Annotated in this window: 13 protein-coding genes and 1 tRNA gene; 8 read left to right on the top strand and 6 right to left on the bottom strand. The window is 58.2% G+C overall.

Features of this window, described 5'->3' with window-relative positions; genetic code table 11:
* The first annotated feature begins 34 nt into the window (after positions 1-34).
* From B3075_RS02200 to B3075_RS02190, 3 genes are all read left to right on the top strand, one after another.
* A tRNA-Gln gene (locus B3075_RS02200) sits at positions 35-109 on the top strand.
* A gap of 258 nt (positions 110-367) precedes the next feature.
* Positions 368-1696 carry a homoserine dehydrogenase gene (locus B3075_RS02195; protein WP_290488650.1) on the top strand — a complete coding sequence of 443 codons (1329 nt, stop codon included), beginning with the start codon at positions 368-370 and terminating at the stop codon, positions 1694-1696.
* Between the two features lie 20 nt (positions 1697-1716).
* Complete coding sequence (locus B3075_RS02190) at positions 1717-2934, top strand: aspartate kinase (protein WP_290488649.1); 1218 nt, start codon at positions 1717-1719, stop codon at positions 2932-2934.
* Between the two features lie 412 nt (positions 2935-3346).
* Here B3075_RS02190 and B3075_RS02185 read toward each other — a convergent pair whose 3' ends face one another.
* A complete protein-coding gene (locus B3075_RS02185) occupies positions 3347-3856 on the bottom strand; it encodes a thioredoxin family protein (protein WP_022196954.1) in 510 nt (169 codons plus the stop codon).
* 103 nt (positions 3857-3959) lie between these two features.
* Between B3075_RS02185 and B3075_RS02180 the strand changes: the two genes are divergently transcribed.
* On the top strand, positions 3960-4679 hold the full coding sequence (locus B3075_RS02180; protein WP_290488648.1) for a TIGR02206 family membrane protein: 720 nt from the start codon (positions 3960-3962) through the stop codon (positions 4677-4679).
* Between the two features lie 93 nt (positions 4680-4772).
* Here the strand turns inward: B3075_RS02180 and B3075_RS02175 are convergent, their stop codons facing one another.
* Complete coding sequence (locus tag B3075_RS02175; protein ID WP_290488647.1) at positions 4773-6146, bottom strand: NADase-type glycan-binding domain-containing protein; 1374 nt, start codon at positions 6144-6146, stop codon at positions 4773-4775.
* A 709-nt stretch (positions 6147-6855) separates the two neighbouring features.
* Here B3075_RS02175 and B3075_RS02170 point away from each other — a divergent pair.
* The 4 genes from B3075_RS02170 (at position 6856) to aat (ending at position 13189) form a co-directional block, all read left to right on the top strand.
* Positions 6856-10398 (top strand): adenosylcobalamin-dependent ribonucleoside-diphosphate reductase, encoded by a 3543-nt coding sequence (locus B3075_RS02170; RefSeq protein WP_288927050.1) that lies wholly within the window; start codon positions 6856-6858, stop codon positions 10396-10398.
* 265 nt (positions 10399-10663) lie between these two features.
* Positions 10664-11596 (top strand): shikimate dehydrogenase family protein, encoded by a 933-nt coding sequence (locus B3075_RS02165; RefSeq protein ID WP_022197385.1) that lies wholly within the window; start codon positions 10664-10666, stop codon positions 11594-11596.
* Positions 11589-12614, top strand: a complete 1026-nt coding sequence (locus B3075_RS02160; RefSeq protein ID WP_164917478.1) for an A/G-specific adenine glycosylase — start codon at positions 11589-11591, stop codon at positions 12612-12614. Before B3075_RS02165 ends, B3075_RS02160 begins: the two co-directional genes overlap by 8 nt.
* On the top strand, positions 12611-13189 hold the full coding sequence (gene aat, locus B3075_RS02155) for a leucyl/phenylalanyl-tRNA--protein transferase (protein WP_102732614.1): 579 nt from the start codon (positions 12611-12613) through the stop codon (positions 13187-13189). Before B3075_RS02160 ends, aat begins: the two co-directional genes overlap by 4 nt.
* A gap of 377 nt (positions 13190-13566) precedes the next feature.
* On the opposite strand, the gene ppdK is transcribed toward aat, so the two are convergent.
* The 4 genes from ppdK to B3075_RS02135 all read right to left on the bottom strand — a co-directional run bounded on the left by ppdK (position 13567) and on the right by B3075_RS02135 (position 20324).
* Positions 13567-16311, bottom strand: a complete 2745-nt coding sequence (gene ppdK / locus B3075_RS02150) for a pyruvate, phosphate dikinase (RefSeq protein WP_094137005.1) — start codon at positions 16309-16311, stop codon at positions 13567-13569.
* 371 nt (positions 16312-16682) lie between these two features.
* On the bottom strand, positions 16683-18230 hold the full coding sequence (locus B3075_RS02145) for a glucose-6-phosphate isomerase (protein WP_343125169.1): 1548 nt from the start codon (positions 18228-18230) through the stop codon (positions 16683-16685).
* Positions 18231-18245: 15 nt separating this feature from the next.
* Positions 18246-19334: a tetratricopeptide repeat protein gene (locus B3075_RS02140; protein ID WP_215833153.1), complete on the bottom strand. Its 1089-nt coding sequence runs from the start codon at positions 19332-19334 to the stop codon at positions 18246-18248.
* A gap of 96 nt (positions 19335-19430) precedes the next feature.
* Positions 19431-20324 (bottom strand): class I SAM-dependent methyltransferase, encoded by an 894-nt coding sequence (locus tag B3075_RS02135; protein ID WP_290488645.1) that lies wholly within the window; start codon positions 20322-20324, stop codon positions 19431-19433.
* Between the last annotated feature and the right edge of the window lie 51 nt (positions 20325-20375).

The following is a 20375-nucleotide window of genomic DNA, read 5'->3' as shown; positions in this document are numbered from 1 at the left end:
TACGCCCCGCAACGGCAGAAATGCCTGAGCAGACAGCCCCATAGTGTAATTGGTAACACACCTGATTTTGGTTCAGTATTTCTAGGTTCGAGTCCTGGTGGGGCTGCCAATCCAACCCTCCTTGAAGGAGGGTTTTTTGTTGCCTTTTTCAGGATTCATCCTCTCCCGGAGCGCGCTTGAACGCCATTTCCCATCATCTGCGCAAAATTCTTGAAAATCCAACAGCCGTACTGCCGCGCATGAAGCATGCGGTGGTGAAGGAGAAGGCTGGAAAGAGAGGTACTCCATGAACGGCTCGCATACGGCATTCCGGGACGGTAAAAGCTCTTGCGTTACAGGGATTTTTTTGCATAATCCCCCGGCAGGAATGACGGAAAAACCTATACAACTGGGGCTCGCCGGGCTGGGAACGGTCGGTTCCGGCGTTTATGAAACGCTGTGCCGCAATCACGCCCTTCTGGAAGCCCGGAGCAAGATTCCTTTCAGGCTCAAGCGCATCGCCGTGCGCAACCTGGAAAAGCCCAGGGAAACCGTCGTTCCCCGGGAACTTCTGACGGACGATTGGCAGGATTTGGTCAATGACCCGGAAATAGACATCATTATTGAGCTGATTGGAGGGACGCGCCAGGCTTACGACCTGGTGACGCTGGCCCTCCGGGCCGGCAAGCCCGTCGTTACGGGGAACAAAGCTCTTCTGGCCGAGTACGGAGCGGAGATTTTCAAGCTCTCCGCGGAAATGGGCACCCCCATTTATTTCGAAGCGTCTGCCGGCGGCGGCATCCCCATTATCCAGAGCTTGCAGAATTCCCTGATTTGCAACCACATCAATTCCATTGTGGGCATTATTAACGGAACGTCCAACTATATTCTTTCCGCCATGGGGGAACACGGGGCCGATTACGCGGACGCCCTGGCCCAGGCCCAGAAGCTGGGCTTCGCGGAAGAAGACCCTTCCCTGGACGTCAATGGCTGGGATGCCGCCCACAAGGCGCTCATCCTGACGATGCTGGCTTACGGGACAACCATTTCCCCGGATAAAATTTACGTCAGAGGCATTGAGAATATCACCAGCCGGGATTTCGAGTTTGCCAAAAAACTGGGCTATACCATCAAGCTCCTTGTCGTCATCCGGTATCATGAGGGGCAGGAAGACGCCCTGGAACTGCGCGTCCAGCCCTGTTTTGTCCATGACTGGCACATCCTGGCTTCCGTGAACGGCGTGTTCAACGCCATTTCCGTCAACGGGGATATTGTGGGGGAAACGCTGTTTTACGGCCGCGGAGCGGGCAAGAACCCCACAGCCTCCGCCGTCATCAGCGACGTCATCACTGCCATGCGGGAAAGCCGCTATCCGGAATACCATACGGGCTTCAATCCCTATGCCAAGGCCTGCGGGATCATGCACATTAATGATACGGTCACTCCGTATTACGTCCGCTTCCAGGTGGTGGACCAGCCGGGCGTCATTGCGGAAATAGCCCGCATTCTGGCCACCTTCGGCATCGGCATTTCCGCCACCTCTTCCCTCCCCAGCCATATTGATGAGGGCGGAGCCCCCTGGAACGACCTCGTTTTCATCCTCCACTCCTGCCCGTGGGGCCAGCTTCAGAAGGCGCTGGAGGAAATAACCCGCATTTCCTGCGTGGCGGCGGAACCCCGCGTCCTGCGCATAGAACATCTTCTTCCTCAATCCTAACCTACATATCATCCTGTTACATGGCTCTTATCGTTCAAAAATTCGGGGGCAGCTCCGTCGGCACCATTGACCGCATCCGCAATGTAGCGCGCCGCATCCATGAAACCGCCAGGGAAGGCAACCAGGTGGTCGCCGTCGTTTCCGCCATGAGCGGCGTGACGGACAAGCTGATTGGCCTTGCCAAGGAATTGTCTGAAACCCCTTGCGAACGCGAACTTGACGTGCTGATGGCCACCGGCGAACAGCAGTCCATCGCCCTGCTCTGCATGGCTCTGCATGAACTGGGGGAAAAAGCCGTGTCCTTCACGGGGGCGCAGGCCGGGATCACCACCTTCGGCAGCCACACGCGGGGGCGCATCCACAACATTGACCCAACGCTGATGAACAAGTACCTGCTGGAAGGCAACATCCTGATCTGCGCCGGCTTCCAGGGGGTTACGGAAGAAGGAATGGTCCAGACGCTGGGCCGCGGCGGTTCCGATCTCTCCGCCATCGCCATCGCGGCCGCCCTGAAAGCGGACGTGTGCCAGATTTTCACAGATGTGGACGGCGTCTATACCTGTGACCCCCGCGTGGTCAAGGACGCCAAGAAAATACAAACTCTTTCATATGACGAAATGCTGGAAATGGCTTCCAACGGGTCCAAGGTGATGCAGTCGCGTTCCGTGGAATTCGCCAAAAAATTCGGCGTCGTCTTTGAAGTTCGCAACTCCATGAACAACAACCCCGGTACAATCGTGCAAGAAGAAACCCCCTCCATGGAAGCCGTCGTCATCCGCGGCATTTCCATTGACCGCAACCAGGCCCGCGTTACCATTACCGGCATTCCGGACCAGATCGGCTACACGGCCCAGATACTGGGCGCCCTGGCAGAAGCGGAAATCAACCTGGATATGATTCTGGCCAATACTGCCCATGACGGCTATGTCCGCCAGTCCTTTACGATGCCCTCCAACGAACTGGGCCGCGCCCAGGCCGCCCTCAAACCGGTTATGGCCGCCCTCGGCTCCACCGTCAAGGTGGAAACGGAAGCGGGACTGGCCAAGCTTTCCCTGGTCGGCATCGGCATGCGTTCCCATTCAGGCGTGGGAGCCACCGCTTTCAAGGCCCTGGCGGACGCCAATATCAAGATCGGCATGATTTCCACCTCGGAAATCAAGATTGCCGTGATGGTGGACGAATCCGATATTGAGGAAGCGGCCCGGGTAGTGCATAAGGCGTTCAACCTGGGAGCCTGATTTTTTCAGTATTTATCAACTCTTTTTTCCGCGCCGGTTCACGTTCCCGTGAACCGGCTTTTTCATGCGGCAAGAAAAGCAGCCCTTTCCCGGAAGAGGAACGCCATTCCCCGTTTCCTTCCAAATTCCGAATGAAGGAAGGGCCGTCTCTCTTCACATACTGTGGCGGGCGGAACGGCCGTCATAGAAACACAGGAAAATGACGCCGTCCTTTCCCTGTTCCGGTTTTACCGGCTTGCCGCCCAGGTTTTTCAGCGTTCACCTAAAATCCATGCCTCCTGGCAACGGAATTCTCCGGGGGAAAGGGAAGTCCTTACAGGTACGGAGCAAAAAAGCACAACAAACAGAAGGTTCATCTACAGGGAATCCACCGTCCTCCGCACCGCGCAGAGGCTGCCGCAGTCAATCCCTGTTATTGCACCCGTATCGTCTGCTCAATCAGTTCGTTCAGGCGCGGCGCAGTAATGCCGCCAACCATATCCTTCAGCTTCATTCCTTCCAGATACAGAACCGTTAGAGGAACGGCTTCCAGGCCATATTTGCGGGCTATGTCCGGATAGGCGTCCGCATCAATCAGCACGGCAAACGCCTTGCCGTCCTGCGATTCGGCATAAGATTTTACCGCCTGGACGTAATCCATGGCCGGGCGGCTCCACGAAGCGTAAAAAACAAGAAGCACCTTGCGGCCGGAAAGTTCCGTAAGCTGCCGCATGTCCTCTCCCTTGTAATCCATCCATACGGGGGCCTTTTTCTTGGGTTTTGCGGGCGGGAGGACTTTTTTGGGAGGGTCAAACGTCCTTTCCAGAGGGCGCGGAGCGGGCTTTTTTTCCGCATAACGGGCGCGACGTTCACTGGAATCGTCGCACCCGGTCAGACCGGCCGCCAGCAAACCGCAGACCAATATGAACAAGCCCTGTTTCATCCGCAGGCAAGTATGCCCGGAGAAGGCGAATTTGCAAGTCTGAAACCCATCCCGCTTTTCTGCGTTGCCCTCTCCCCCCTCTTTCTGTTATGGTGAAGGTTGCATGAATGGCGTCCCTCCACTGGAATTCGCAGGTGTTTCCCACTGGGCGGCCCTGGCCGCACTCCTGGCGGCGGGAACCTGCATCCTGGAGCTGGGGCAGTCCTACAAGAAAACCGTCAGAAACCGCACTACCTTCTGGCTGGGGGCGGCCTGCCTGTTCAGCCTGGTTCCCGACCTGGCCGCCATGCTGGCCGATGAACCGGAAAAGAACTGGACATGGATGCTCCCCCTGCATTTCTGCTCCGTCATGCAGGTGGTGTGCGCCCTGAGCCTGTGGATACCCTCCCGGCGGCTGCGCTCCGTGGCCTATTACTGCGTGCTGTGCGCCACCCTCCAGGGGCTGGTGACTCCTTCCGTGGCCCATGATTTCCCCTCATGGACGTATTTTGCCTTTTTCCTGTCCCACGGCGTGACAGTCATCACGGCGCTCTACCTGCCTCTGGCTCTGAAATGGAAACCGGCGCGATGGGATTTCCTGTGGGCTTTTTTGCTGGCGAATGCGTACCTGGTGGCCATTCATCCCGTCAACATGCTCCTGGGAACCAATTACGGGTTTACCGTGGCCACTCCCGCCGGAGGGTCCGTGCTGGACTTTCTCGGGCCATGGCCCTGGTACCTGCTGTGGATGCAGGTTCCGGCGCTGGCGCTGATGTATCTGCTCACGCTCCCCTTCCGCCGTTATCCCAAGGGCCGCACGGGCAGTTCCCTGTTCCGCCATTGAAAGGGAATCTTTCTTCCCTGCCCCGCCGCTTCCGACGGAATCCCCGCAAAACGGCCCGCCCGTTTCCGGAAAAAAAGAGCCCCGGAAAGTTCTTTATTGTATAATCGGCTTGAGGATGCCGATGTAGGTGTCCGATGTCCCTGTTCCGCGATAAATGGAATTAATCCTGATTTTGATGGTGTGCACAGGCTGCCTGTAATAAGGAGGCACGACGATCTGCGGAGTCCAGTCATCCCGCAGCGTGGCGTCAAAAGTATAAGTTCCGTTCAGCGTCACCTGAATGCCTTTGGGGCGGCTGAACATGGAGTAGGCAATATTCGGGTGCCTCCGGGCTTCCGAATCCTTTTCCGGGTCGGTCACCGGGGAAATGCCGGTCTCCAGCATGATTCCCAGCAGCCGGCCGGGTTTCCTGAGCTTGATTTCCAGGGTTTCCCCCTGGCCGTCCCCGGAAACGCTTTCCGCCCAATAGCCGGAACTTTTTTTCAGGTTGTCCGGTGAACATGGAGCCCCGTAAGGGTCCCTGTCCAGGGTGGAGCTGGCCGTTACATCGTACTGGTCCGTCAAAACGCCTTTTTCTCCGCGGACGGTAATCCGCCCATCCTTGTCCAGCACCCAACCGGGGCCCGGAGTAAGCACCAAGGAGGGAGCGTAAGGCCTGCCGTCCGCTCCCAGCAGAGACCAGGTATAAACGCCTTTGGGCGTCGTCACAATGGATTTGGCATCCGCAGAGGGATCCAGCTTGACGGACTGGTTGGTCATCTCCGAGCTGTACACATTGACCACCGCCCTGGGGGTGCCCCCCGTCCAGGTCATTACCGGAGAGGTAAGCAGCGTCAGGCGCGGTTCCCCCATGTGGACCTTCGGTTCCGGCGTAATGGCAACGTCCTGCGTATAAGGAACGGAGAACTGGAAGACAAGAACATGGATTCCCGCCTTGTTGGGAACCTGGGCCACCAGCCAGTGAGTTATGCCGGCAATGGGAAACATGGAGGGAGCGTCCGCCTGTAGATGCCGCCCCTCCACCAGGGAAAAATCACATTTCAGATCATCCACGGATGTGACGACGTCCTGCACCGCTTTCGTAAAAGGGAGGCTGCGTATGGGTTCCTGCCTGGCGGCATTGGCCTGTTCATCAGGCGGTTCGTACTGGAACGGCACGCCTACGGAAATGGTTTTCCCCCTGATTCCCCTGGGGATATCCAGCGCGCAGGTGTAAATCAGGAAAGCCTGGTGCTGCTTCAGGGAAACAGTAACGTCAAGCGCGTTCAGCCGGATTCCGTCCGCCTGCGTCAAATCCATGGGAACGGGCAAGCCGGGAACCGGAGCGATGCATTGAAAGGATATCTCCTGCTGGCGGGGGCGATCCGCTTTTTCCGCGGCGGTCTGTTCCTTCTGCTGGGGTTCGGCGGCCATGCCCGGCACGCAACATGCAATGCCGGCCAGCCAGATCAGGGTAGCCAATCTCATGGCCGTTAGATTAACGCGCTGCAGCCCGTTCATCAAGTCCATTTAGGGGAGGGAGGACAGGCCCTTTCCGTACCCGCCCTTTCCCCTGAACAACAAAGGGCAGCCTTCAGCCCTCCCTTTAACCAGCAACGTCCACGGCAGGAAACATTCGTTCCAAACTCCGGAATTGGTCGCTTCATGCCCTTGGAAACGGGCTCCGGGATTCCGCCTAGACGTCTCTCTGCCTGAGAAGCGGAAAGATGGCCCCATGGCATATGACAGGTAAAAACAAACTGAGGGGCATCGGAGGGCTTTTTCCGCCACAAACCAGCATCATTTACTCATTAGCAACAATCGGCATCCATTGTTGCGTATTTGCAGAAAGACTGTGTTCTTCCGCTTTCCCGGCGCCGTTAATGTACTCTTATTACCAGGGTTTTTCATGAAAAGCCCGTTTCCGGGGGAGAGCCAAAACGCCCAGCCGCCCCCCCTTCGCCAAACAAAAAAAGAAGCATGCGGAAGACAGAAAAAATCACGCAAGACAGGAGAATTTTTTCTAGAAAACAGGACAAACAACACAATATATAGCGTATATAAAAAAATACTGTACAATATTTCCTTTTCATCAGGATTATTTTTCAGTAGATAATGCACACGCTACGCGCCGCCGCCCCACGACGAAGCGCAAGCCTTACGGGATTGTTCCCAAATCTTTCTACTTCGCAAGCCAATGACCACAGACAACTCGCAAACCATACTCAAACTGCGCACAGGCCAGGAAATCATCCTCCCCCAGAGGAAAGACCTGCTGGGCGGTTTGAAATTCACCAGAAGATTTTCACACAATGAAGTCCACCCCTATGATGAAGTGGACTGGACGCGCCGCGACGTCCGCATTATGGATTGGAAAACCGGCAAGACCATTTACGAGCGTCTGGGTCTGGAAGCTCCCGCCCACTGGGATGACAACGCCGTCAAAATCACGGCGGACAAATACCTTTTCGGCAGCGAACCCGGCTCCCTGGAATATGAAGACAGCTTCCGCAATATTTACGACCGCATTTCCAATACCTATACCGTATGGGGATGGGAAGAAGGTTACTTCGCCACGCTGGAAGACGCGGAAATTTTCAATGAGGAAATCAAGGCCATGCTGGTACAGCAGATATGGGCGCCCAATTCCCCCGTCTGGTTCAACATCGGCCACTGGGAGCAGTGGCGCTGGGGACGCCCGGACCTGAGGGAAAGCTATACAGGCCACGGCAACAAAGCTTACCATACCAAGGGGACCAAGAACAATCTGAAAACCTTCACGGTCCAGTCCACGTATGAATATCCCCAGTGTTCCGCCTGTTTCCTGACGGAAGTGGGAGACAGCATGGAGGATATTCTGGACCACCTGACGACGGAAGGCCGTATTTTCGCGTCCGGTTCCGGCGTGGGCATCAACCTGTCCACCCTCCGGTCCTCCAAGGAGCCCATCAGCGGCAAGGGCCGGTCCTCCGGCCCCATCTCCTTCGACCGCGGCTGGGACCGCATGGCCGGCGCCATCAAATCCGGAGGCAAGACGCGCCGCGCCGCACGCATGGTCCTGATGTTCAGCGACCATCCGGATATTTTCGAATTCATCAATACGAAGAACCGCCAGGAAGACATCGCCAAGGTTATCCTGCGCGAACACAACGTGCACGTGGAGCTCAAGCAGATTGCGGAGACCAAGCTGGTTGCCGGCACTCCGGCGGAAAAGGCTGCCGCCCGCGTCATTCTTTCCCTGCCCCTGGCCACCCGGAACAGTTTTGACCCGCACATGGATGCCCTGCTGTACGGGGAAACGCTCTCCCACCAGAACGCGAACCATTCCGTTTCCCTGAAGGGGGATTTCTGGCAGGCGCTCGCCAATAACGGCAATACCTACACGCGCTGGGTCACGAATCCAGCCCACATTGAACAGACATTCCGCGCCCAGGAACTTCTGGAAGCCATGGCCCAGTCCATCTGGGACAACGGGGAACCCGGCGTGCACAATAACGACGTAATCAACCTGTGGAACCCCGTCAAGTCCATCGGCACCATCACTACGTCCAATCCCTGCTCGGAATACGTCTTCCTGAACAATACGAGCTGCAACCTTTCCTCCTTCAACGCCTACCGCTTCCTGATCAAGGGAGAGGACGGCAAGCCCGTTTTTGATGCGGACGCCCTGACCCACGCCGCCCGCCTGGCCATGGTCTGCGCGGACCTGAATGTGGAACGCGGCGGCTTCCCGATTGAAGAAATCGCGGAGGGCACCTACAAGTACCGCACCACAGGCATCGGCTTCGCCAACGTGGGCGGCTCCCTGATGGCCCTGGGCGTGCCTTACGATTCCGACGAAGGCCGCTGGATTGCCTCCCAGCTTTGCAGCGCCCTGACGGCGGCCTGCTGGACGGCCTCCGCGGAAATGGGCGCGGAACTGGGCTCCTACGTGGAATACCCCGCCAGCAAGAAAGACCTGCTCGCCGTGCTGCGCCTGCACAACGCAGCCCAGAAACTGGCAAGCGCCCTGCCCTCTCAGAAGGATTCCAAGACGCTGGACGACCTGATTGAGAACATCATCGCCAATGCCGGAGGGATCCTACCGGAAGCGCAGGGGCTCACCGCCTCCTATGCCCTGCATGCCTACCTCAAGAGCTTCAAGGCCCCTACCATGATGAACAGGGAGCGCATCGCCCCCGCGGCCAAACTGGCGGAAGCCGCTTCCGACATGTGGGCGAAGGTGATCAAGGCCACGGCGCACCGCAACGCGTTTGTTTCCGTGATGGCGCCCACGGGCACCATTTCCGCCCCGCTTGGCTGCTATGATGAAGGCACCACTTCCATTGAGCCGGATTACACGCTGGTGAAATGGAAGCAGCTGGCGGGCGGAGGCTCCCTGAAGATGTTCAACCGCCTGGCCCTGGAAGGCCTCCGCTCCCTGGGTTACCCGGAAGACTTCGTCAATGAAGCCGCTCTGGAAGTGGCGGGCCTGGACGGCCTGATTTCCGCGTTCCAGGGGAATATGGATTCCGTCGTGAACCAGCTCATTGTGGACCCCTGCAATGACCAGGCCGGCCCCGTGCGCCTCGCGTGGCGCCGCCTGCTCTCCGGCACGGAATCCCGCAGTGAAATTCAGGAAAAAGTGGCCTATATCAGCAACCCGGCCAACATGGCCGTGCTGACGGCGGATGAACTCGCCGTAGTCAACGGAGCCGCCCATATTGAATCCATACCGTGGCTGAATAAGAAGGACCTGCCGGTCTTTGACTGCGCCGCCACCAACGGCAACGGCATCCGTGCCATTTCCCCCGCCGGCCATGTGCTGATGCTGGGCGCCCTCCAGCCCTTCATCTCCGGCGCGTGCTCCAAGACGGTCAACATGCCCGTCTCCGCCGGCGTGCAGGATATTTACGATTCCCTCATCATGTCCCACGAACTGGGCGTGAAGTGCATCGCCATCTTCCGCGCCGGCTCCAAGGCGAATGCCGTTTACGTGGTGGATACCCCGGAAACGCGCATGTTCAAGGCCAACCACGTCTGGGAACAGCTGGTGAATGCCGGCTCAGACGCCATTGACGAAATCATCGCGGAGGCATCCAAGCCGCGCCAGCGCAAGCTGCCCGGCCGCCGCCTGGGCCAGACCGTCAAATTCTCCGTAGGCGGCCAGCTGACGGGCTACCTGACGGTAGGCGTCTATGCGGACGGCACCTGCGGGGAAGTTTTCGGACGCCTGGGACAAGTCGGCTCCTTCGCCTCCGGCATGTTTGAAGCTTACTGCAAGCTCCTCTCCACCGCCCTTCAGTTCGGCGTGCCTCTCAAGGAAGTGGTCAAGGGTTTCCGCAATTACTCCTTCGAGCCCTCCGGGTTCTGCCGCGTGGGGGACGATACGGAGGCGGACACCTGCACAGAAATCCGCTCCTGCGCTTCCGTGGTGGATTTGATTGCCAAGATTCTTGCGTGGCTTTTCCCGGAAAGCAACGGCTACCGCCTGCGGGACGTATTCTCCATCCCCATCGTCAGCCTTCCGGGCCAGGCTCCAGATACGACGGTAAGCGTGCTGCCCCCCCGCATCATCACCGCTCCGGCGCATCCCGCTACTCCGGCCCTGCCGGAAATTCCCGCCGGAAAGGTTCCGGAAGGAACGATGCTCAACGGCGCCTCCCTCTGCCCGCAGTGCCACTCCCTGGCCTATGTCCAGGACGGCAAATGCAAATCCTGCCGCTCCTGCGGATACAAGGACGGCGGCTGCGGGGAATAAACGGTAACCAGATCATTCCAGACTTGCTCTTTCCGGGCGGAATCCGGCTGCTGCCGGGTTCCGCCTGGTGAATTTACGGAAAAGGTATTTTTTCCGGGAGAGACGATTTTCCGGCCTTCCCGGCCCCCGTCCAGCATGAACTTTCCGGAAAAAGCGAACGGAAACCTCCGCGCGGGGAAAAGGAATGATAGGCGTTTGCCTTGAAATCCGGCAGCATTTCATTCATAGTCCGCCGCATGCGCCTGAAGCCACACCTTTATTTTCCATGAAACCCTACTATACTCTGGCTGACCTTCTGGATGAAGGACATCCGTTTGACGCCGGGGAAACCGTTCCCGCCAGACTGGCCGTAATCGGTTTCCCCATTGCCCATTCCAAATCCCCCGCCATGCAGCAGGCCGCGCTGGACGCGGCGGGCATTCGCGCCCGGTATATCCGCATCCAGGCCGCTCCGGAAGAATTCGGAGAAGTGGTGCGGCTTCTCAGGGAAAGGGGATTCACGGGGGCCAACGTGACGGTGCCCCACAAGCAGGCGGCCTGTTCCCTGTGCAACGACACGGACGCCCTTTCCCGCGCCACCGGATCCGTCAATACGCTCGTCTTTCAAAAGGACGGTTCCGTCTCCGGCTTCAATACGGACGGCCCGGGTTTCGCCCGCGCCATCCGGGAAGAATTTTCCGTGGATTTGCGCGATTTGAAAGTGGCCCTTCTGGGCTCCTGCGGCGGAGCCGGGCTTGCCCTGGCCTACACCTGCGCCATGCAGCGCTGTGAACGGCTGACGCTGGCCGGAAGATCGGAAGAAAAGCTTCAGGAGCTTAAAAACAGGCTGAGTTCCTTTTTCATTGACGAACACAGGCTGGAAGGAGCCTCCGACCGACTGGCGGCCCACCAGAACAATACGCCCCGTTTCAATGCCGCCGTGGAGGATGCGGATCTGATCGTCAACGCCACCTCCCTCGGCCTGAAGCCTACGGACCCTTCCCCCGTCCCCCCTGCACTGCTTTCCGCCCACCATCTGGTTTACGATTTACAGACGCATGACGATGCCTTCCAGATGGAAGCCCGCTTTCAGGGCGCCAGAGTTTCCAACGGCCTTTCCATGCTGGTTCACCAGGGGGCCCTCTCCTTTGAACGCTGGTTCGGCATCAAGCCGGATATTTCCGCCATGCGCCGGGCTCTTGAACAAAAGCATGACTGACGCCACCCCCCATTTTAACGTCCATGCTTTCCGGAACGCGCTGGTAGAATGGTTCAGGCGCGAAGGGAAAGACTACCCGTGGAGGCGGACAACGGATCCGTGGCACATCCTGGTTTCCGAGCTGATGCTGCAGCAGACGACCATTCCCACCGTTCTGGGAAGATATGACAGATGGATGCGCCAGTTCCCCACTCCGGCGCATCTGGCCGCCGTGGACGAACAGACGGCCCTGCGCTCCTGGGAAGGACTGGGCTATTACCGCCGCGTGCGTTCCCTCCAGGCCATCGCCAGGGAAATCGTCAACAAGTTCGGAGGACGGTTCCCGGACAACGCGGAAGGGTTGAAACGCCTGCCGGGCATCGGCCCCTATACGTCGGGAGCCCTCCTCTCCTTCGCCTTCAACAAGGCGGCTCCCATTGTAGACGCCAATGTCGCGCGCGTCCTGGCCCGCATTGACAATTATTCCGTTCCCGTGGATTCCACGGAAGGCCAAAAATACCTGTGGAGCCGCGCGGAAAGCCTGGTGGACCCGGAACATGCCCGTGAATTCAATTCAGCCATCATGGAACTGGGGCAAACCTGCTGCAGCATCAGTTCTCCGGACTGCCTGCTGTGCCCCGTGCGCCCCTTCTGCTCCGCGGAACGGCCGGAAACGCTTCCCGTCAAAAATCCCAAGCCGCAAGTCACCCGGGTGGAGCACCACGACATTCTTTACATCCGCGGCAAATCCGTCCTGCTGGCCAAATGCCCGGAAGGCAAGCGCCATGCCGGCATGTACCGCTTCCCCCAGAGGGAGGACGACCACACCCTTTCCCTGCCCCATGTCCTGAAACAGACCTACAGCATTACCCGCTACAGGGTGACCCGCTACATCCACCATGTGACGGATACGCCTCTCCTCAGGGAAGGAGAGGAATTCGTGCCGCTGGACAAAATCCACGGGCTGCCCATGGCATCTCCGGACCGCAAGGCGCTGAACTCCCCCGCCCTGGGCAAACTGCTGGACCATATCAGATGAATGACAGATTAACGCCGGAACTTGTCCTCTCCGCCTACTGCCAGGGGTGTTTTCCCATGGCGGACCCGGAAACGGGAGAAATCTCCTTTTACGAACCGGACCCGCGCGCCCTGATTCCGCTGGACAACCGCTTCCACATCCCTCACGGCCTCAAACGGGCTTTGAATAAAAAACCTTTTGAACTCCGGATGGATACCGCTTTTCCGGAGGTGGTGCATGCCTGCGCCCGGACGGAGCAGCCGGAAGAACAATGGATAGACGGGCAAATTGAAGAAGCATACGGCAAGCTTCACGAGATGGGCTTCGCCCACAGTGTGGAATGTTGGGACGAGGAAGGGCTGCAGGGAGGCCTGTACGGAGTAGCCCTGGGAAAAGCTTTTTTCGGGGAAAGCATGTTCCACCGGAAAACGGACGCCAGCAAGATTGCCCTGGTGGCCCTGGTGCAATACCTGCGGGCGCACCAGTTCCTTTTTCTGGATACCCAGTGGACTACGCCGCATCTGCTGAAATTCGGAACCTATGAAGTGCCGGCGGAAGAATACCGGAAAATGCTGAAGCGAGCGCTGGCAGGATAATAAACCATGTTTTCATTGTCCGGAATAAACAGCCGGAATGGATTCTATGGCGTTTATTCCCAACTATGGAATATCCGGCAGCGCACCGGATTGCAAGAACTGTTGGTAATTTTTCTTCAGCCTTTACCATCAATACTTGAACCATCAAGCCGAACCCTATGCTCGAATATCCAGAAAGCATGGTTCCGGCATAAAAAACGCCGGAATTGAAATTGGCGGCCTCCGGGAAAGGCGAGAACTGTGAAGGTATGTCCACCCGCGCGCATGGAACAATCGGCCCGCAGGTTCAAGCCATATCCGCCAAGGCTATTCCATCCGCTAAAAAGCCCGTGGTTCCGAAGAACCACGGGCTGTCTATTAACCCTTAACAAAAAGGTTTATTCCTGTTCCAGAGCTGCCTGGGCCGCGGCCAGACGGGCGGTCGGGACACGGTAGGGAGAGCAGCTCACGTAAGTCAGGCCCAGCGTGTTGCAGAACTTGACGGAAGCGGGGTCGCCGCCGTGTTCGCCGCAGATGCCCAACTTGATGTCCGGGCGGGTGGAGCGGCCGAGTTCCACGGCAATCTTCATCAGCTTGCCGACGCCGTTCTGGTCAATGGAAGCGAAGACGTTCTTCTTGATGATTTCCAGTTCCTGGTACTGCGGCAGGAAGGAGCCGGAGTCGTCGCGGCTCATGCCCAGGCCCGTCTGGGTCAGGTCATTGGTGCCGAAGGAGAAGAATTGGGCGGTTTCCGCGATTTCGTCAGCCGTAACGGCGGCGCGCGGGATTTCAATCATGGTGCCGACGAGGTAGTCCACTTTGGCGCCTTTTTCCTCAAATACCTGCTGGGCCACCTTGTCAATGATGGCTTTCTGGATGTCCAGCTCCTTCTTGAAGGCCACCAGGGGAACCATGATTTCAGGCACCACGGCAAAGCCTTCTTCCTGGGAGACTTCCACAGCGGCTTCAAAGATGGCGCGGGCCTGCATTTCCGTGATTTCCGGATAGGCGATGCCGAGACGGCAGCCGCGGTGGCCGAGCATCGGGTTGAACTCATGGAGTTCGGACACGCGGCGCATGATGACTTCCACAGGCATGCCGATTTTCTGGGCCAGGTCAAGCTGCTGTTCTTTCGTCTGGGGAAGGAATTCGTGCAGGGGCGGGTCCAGAAGGCGGATGGTGCCCGGCAGACCCTTGAGCGCCTTGAAGATGCCCTTGAAGTCCCCCTTCTGGTAGGGAAGGAGCTTGGAAACGGCGGCTACGCGGTCGCTCTTCTTGGTGGAAAGGATCATTTCACGGACGAAGTCGATCCGGTCCCCTTCAAAGAACATGTGTTCCGTGCGGCAGAGGCCGATGCCGGTGGCACCGAAGGCGATAGCGGTTTCCGTCTGCTTGGGAGAGTCCGCATTGGTGCGCACTTTCATTTTGGTGCAGTCGTCGCACCACTGCATGAGCTTGGCGAAGTTCTGGTAGGTGCGGCTGTCTTCCGGCTTCATGGTCTTGGAGATCAGAACCTGGATGATTTCAGAGGGGGAAGTTTCCACCTTGCCGGCGTATACCAGGCCGCTCGTTCCGTCAATGGAGAGGTAGTCACCTTCGCTGACGGTTACGTCGCCAACGGAAACGGTGCGGTTGTTGTAGTCCACAATGATTTCATCTGCGCCGCAAACGCAGACTTTGCCCATCTGGCGGGCAACGAGGGCGGCATGGGAGGAAACGCCGCCGCGGGCGGTCAGGATGCCTTCAGCGGCAATCATGCCGCGCAGGTCTTCCGGAGAGGTTTCCAGACGGACCAGCAGAACCTTTTCACCTCTGTCCGCGGCTTCCACGCAGCGTTCCGCGTTCAGGTAGATGCGTCCGGTGGCGGCGCCGGGCCCGGCGGGAAGACCGCGGGTCAGCACCTTGGCGCTCTTGATGGCTTCACGGTCAAAGATGGGGGTCAGCAGCTGGTCCACCTGGTCCGCAGGAATGCGGCGCACGGCGGTTTTCCAGTCAATCAGGCCCTGTTCCACCATTTCGCAGGCAATGCGGAAAGCGGCCACGCCGGTGCGCTTCCCGTTGCGGGTCTGGAGCATGTAGACGGTGCGGTCCTGGATGGTGAATTCAAAGTCCTGCATGTCATGGAAGTGGTTTTCCAGCACTTCGCGAATGCGCACCAGTTCATTGAAGGCGGCGGGCATCACTTCATGAAGGGCAGCAACGGGGGCGGGCGTACGCACACCGGCCACGACGTCTTCACCCTGGGCGTTCATCAGGAATTCGCCATAGAATTCGTTTTCGCCGGAGGCGGGGTTGCGGGTGAACGCCACGCCGGAACCGGATTCCTCACCCGTGTTGCCGAAGACCATGGCCTGCACGTTGACGGCGGTGCCCCATTCGGACGGAATGCCGTATTTCTGGCGGTACACGATGGCGCGGTCATTGTTCCAGGAACCGAACACGGCGCCAATGGCTCCCTGAAGCTGTTCCCAGGGGCATTCCGGGAATTCATGGCCGGTGCGTTCCAGCACCAGAGCCTTGAAGCGGGAGACAAGTTCCTTCAGGTCATCGGCGGAAAGCTTGGTGTCTTCCACATCCTCGCTGCCGAAGCGTTCTTTCTTGATGGCGGCGATGGCGGTTTCAAAGGGTTCGTGGTCTTCATCCGGGGTTTTCTGCACACCCAGCACCACGTCGCCGTACATCTGCACGAAGCGGCGGTAGCAGTCCCAGGCGAAGCGGGGATTGTTCGTAGCCTTCACCATGGCTTCCACGGATTTTTCATTCAGGCCGAGGTTCAAAATCGTGTCCATCATGCCGGGCATGGATTCACGGGCGCCGGAACGCACGGCCACCAGCAGGGGCATAGCTTCCGTATCGCCGAACTTGCGTCCCAGGATCTGTTCCATTTTGGCAATGCCTTCCTTGACCTGCGCGTCAAGCTGGGCGGGATAAGTGCAGCCGTGATCGTAGTAGTAAGTGCAAACCTCCGTAGTGATGGTGAATCCGGGAGGGACAGGAAGGCCGATGCGGGCCATTTCCGCAAGGTTGGCGCCCTTGCCGCCCAAAAGATTTTTCATGCTGCCATTGCCGTCGGCGGACCCTCCGCCGAAAGAATAGACGAATTTGTCAGTAGATGCGCTGCACGCGCAGGAGTTGGTGGACATATCGATTATTGTAGTCGAATTAATGATTCTGCCCAAACATCGACCAAAGGAGCCAACAAAAGACCCAATAGCGAGTTAGGGTCGAGTAAGGATGCCTTCGGCCCCTTGCTTTGTCAATCCGAAATTGTACGGAAAACAAAAATATTTTTCAGAGTTTTTGGGGAAAAGAATGCATGCCAAAACCCTGTTTTTCCAACCTGTCCCGTCCGGAACCGCTCTTCCTCCGGGCAACGCCGCTTCCTGTTTTCCGGCGGTCCCGGAATTACCTGGGAATAAAAGCGCAGCGAGTTTCTTTTCATGGTTGCCCGGAAAAGAAAAACGGCCGCTTATCAACCGGATAAGCGGCCGCCGGAAATAATATGCCCTGTTTTTTATGCCTTGCAGAAGGTGTCTTCATCCGCACAGTCAGCCTGAACCCACATGACGGAGGAATCACCGGAAGCTATATGCACGAGGCAATGGTACACGGCTTCCTGGTCCGCATCCAGCCGGGCTGCCATCTGGGCGGCGGTTTCCGGGGCGGTTCCCAGAGCCCCCCTTACCCTGCCCAGCAGAGCCAGGAAGGAACCCGCCGCTTTTTTGCCGGCTTCCACGCCGGGCTGGTGGTAGGCGTTGATGTTGACCAGAGAAGCATAGAAGGAGACGGCGCGCTCAAACAGGGCAATCAGCATGCCGAGCGTTTTGGCGTTCACCTCCGGGATGGAAATGGTGATGGAGGAACGGCCGGATTCCGCCAGCGCCTGGCGGGTGCCGCGCAGGAAGCCCTGGAGGAAGTCTCCGCACGTGGCGCCCGCCTCCACTTCCACCGCATCCGCGGAACATTCGCGCACTTCAATGAAGGTGGCGAAGAAGTTGTTCACGCCATCACGGAGCTGCTGCACATAGGCATGCTGGTCCGTGGACCCCTTGTTGCCGTACACGGAAATTCCCTGGCAGACTTCGTTGCCCTCCAGATCCAGCCGCTTGCCGAGGGATTCCATAATGAGCTGCTGGAGGTATTTGGAGAAGAGCACCAGGGCATCCTTATAAGGGAGAACCACCATATCCTTTTCCCCCTTGCCGCCGGTAGCCTTGTACCAGGCCAGCGCCAGTTTCATGGAGGCGTTGCATTTCACGCAGTCCCGGCGGGTCTTTTCGTCCATCAGGCGCGCGCCTTCCAGCAGGTCATCCACGTTCACGCCCTGAAGCACGGCGGGAACCAGCCCCACCACGGACATGACGGAGGTACGGCCGCCCACCCAGTCTTCCATCGGGAAACGCTTGAGCCAGCCTTCCGCCTCAGCCGTTTTGTCCAGCCGGGAACCCGCTCCCGTGACGGCGACCGCCTGGGGTGCGAATTCCAGCCCGTTCTTCCTGAAGAAATCCTGGGCCACCAGCATGCCGTTGCGGGTTTCCGGCGTGCCGCCGGATTTGGAAATGACGATGACAAGCGTTTCTTCCAGAGGGAGGGATTCCAGCACCCGGTACATGCCGTCCGGGTCCGTGTTGTCCAGAAAGAACATGTCCAGCCCTGCCGCCGGGATGGCATCCGCCACCAGCTCCGGGCCAAGAGCGGAACCGCCGATGCCGATGACGAGGGCGGCGGAATATTGTTCCGCGCGGGGAGGCGTTATTTTGCCGTCCAGAACGTCCCGTCCAAAGGCTTTGACGTCCGCCAGGGGACCATCAATGGCCGCCTTCAATTCCGGCGTGGGAGCCAGGGAGGAGTTGCGCAGCCAGTAGTGCCCCACCATGCGTTTTTCATCAGGATTGGCAATGGCGCCGGATTCCAGCGCCTTCATGTCGGCAAACGCCTTGTCTATCCGCCCCTGCATGGAAGACAGGAACGCGTCGTCCAGCGGAAGTTTGGAAAAATCAAGGGAGATGCCCAGTTCAGGGTAGCGAACGAGTTGTTGTGCGTATAAGCTCATGATGGTCATGGGTTGGAAAAAGAATTACCGGAGTTTTTTCAGGACGCTTTTGGCCTGCACGTCTCCCTGGTCCGCCGCTTTCTGGAACCATTCCCGGGCTTTGGCCATGTCCTTGGGCAGGCCGAAACCGGTCTGATACATCACGCCCAGGTTATATTGCTCCGAGGCATAGCCTTCCGCAGCCGCCCGGCGGCGCGTGCGGGACTGTTCCCTGGCTTCCGCAGCGGTAAGGCCCAGAACCCTTGCCGCGTCCGGCCACGCAACTCCGAATCTGGAAGCGGAAGGGGCATAGCCGGCGGCTCCGGCCTTGCGGTGCATTTCCTCCGCTTTTTTCTTATCCCTCTTCACGCCGTATTTGCCCTGGTCATACAGGAACGCCATGCCCCAGTAGCCACGGGGGCAGCCCAGTTCCGCCGCCTGCTGGAAGCATTCAAAGGCATCTTTATACTTTTTGGAACCCATGGCGAGCACGGCGTCGGAAATGTGGAGTTCCGCCTCCTTCAAGCCGGGAAATTCCGGAATGGCCGCCCATTCCCTTTTCAGTTCCTCCCTGTCCCTTTTGGACTTGGGAGGCATGCCGGACGGACCGGAAAAACGGAAAAGAGGGAAGTAGCCCTCCATGGCGCCCATGTTGCCCAGTCCGGACATGAGGAAAACGCCGGGAGATACCTTCCACATGTGCATGTACTGGATGCGGCCTTCCTGAAGAGATTCCCTGGCCACCCATTCCGGCATGTTCACCGGTTCCCCGAACTGCTCCGTCAGGCCCACCAGAAGGGCCTTATAGGCGGATTTCAGTTTGGTTTCATATTCGGAACCGCGGTGCTTGCTCCGGGAATAGAAGACAACGGCCCTCAAGCCGCCGGAGGGGTCATAGTCAAAGTTCAGGGCAAAGGTCTGGCCGCCTATGGCCTGCCTGGTTTTAAACACGCCGTTGAGTCCGGTGCGTGCGAGAAGGGCATCCGTGGGCGGACCTTCAAGCTGCTTGCTCCGCCTCAGGGTTTTCAGCACCTGATCCTTGTCCATTCCCACCTCCAGCCCCTCATAGAGAGCGGCAAGGAGAGGGGCACACGTGAGAGCGAAGAGTCCAGCAACATAGGCTAGTTTTTTCATAGAAAAAAGTAATTGGACGGCTTTCTATCAAAGCGGAAGCATTTTCAAAAGGATAAAATGCGTCAGCCACAGAGAGGAAAATTTTTCATAAAATATTTATTTCCAATCTATCCACAATCTTTTCAAATAATCCTCCCCGGAGAAATCCGGAGGCATGGGGTCACGGGTCAGGCGGAAACCGGGAACGGCCTGGGCCACCATCCTGCGGAAGTCCTCGTGGCCCAGCTTGCGGCAGTTGCTGGTGCACAGCATCCAGCCGCCCGGTTCCAGACATTCGCGCGCCAGGGCCACCAGCTCCCCGTAGTGGGATTCCACCCGGAACACCTTCCCGCGGTCATCCCGGGAAAATGTGGGAGGGTCCAGGATAATGCCGTGAAAGGTTCGGCCCTGCCTGGCGAACCGTTCCAGCCAGCGGCGCGCGTCCCCCTTGCAAAAATATTGAGCGGAAGGGTCAATGCCGTTCAGGATGAAATTTTCCCTGGCCCAGTCCAGACACGGCTGCGCCAGGTCCAGCGTGGTTGTCTGCGCCCCCCCCAGGGCGGCGTAAACGGAAAAGGCTCCCGTATAGGCAAAGGTATTCAGCACCCTCATGCCCGAAGCGCTTCTTTCCCTTACCCGGCGGCGGTGGTCGCGCTGATCCAGAAAAATTCCCTGGGAATACCCGGCGGCCATGTCTATTTTGAAACGCACTCCCTGCTCCATGACCGTAAATTGCAGGGGAAGGACCGGGCCGGCAATTTGGAAAGGCGCTTCTTTCTGGTTTTGTTCCAGCTTCTTGTGGAATACAGGCATGCCCGTACCCCGAAGTTCGCTTTCCAAGTCCACAGGAATGGAACAGCCGCGCGTGGAAACGAGAATACGGTCCGCCATCTGATCCACAAAGACACCTGGGATTCCATCCCCTGCCCCGTCCATGACCCGGAATATATCCGTATCCGGCGGAATCAATTCCCTGTTGCGTTCCACGCAATGATGATAATTTCTTTCCACGGCAGAGCAAAGAGTAACGGATGAAAAACGTTCCCGCAATGTCAAAGAAGC

Source organism: Akkermansia sp. UBA7090 (genome assembly GCF_002493465.1).
Taxonomy (GTDB): domain Bacteria; phylum Verrucomicrobiota; class Verrucomicrobiia; order Verrucomicrobiales; family Akkermansiaceae; genus Akkermansia; species Akkermansia muciniphila_A.
This window is presented reverse-complemented; position numbering and strand designations above follow the sequence as displayed.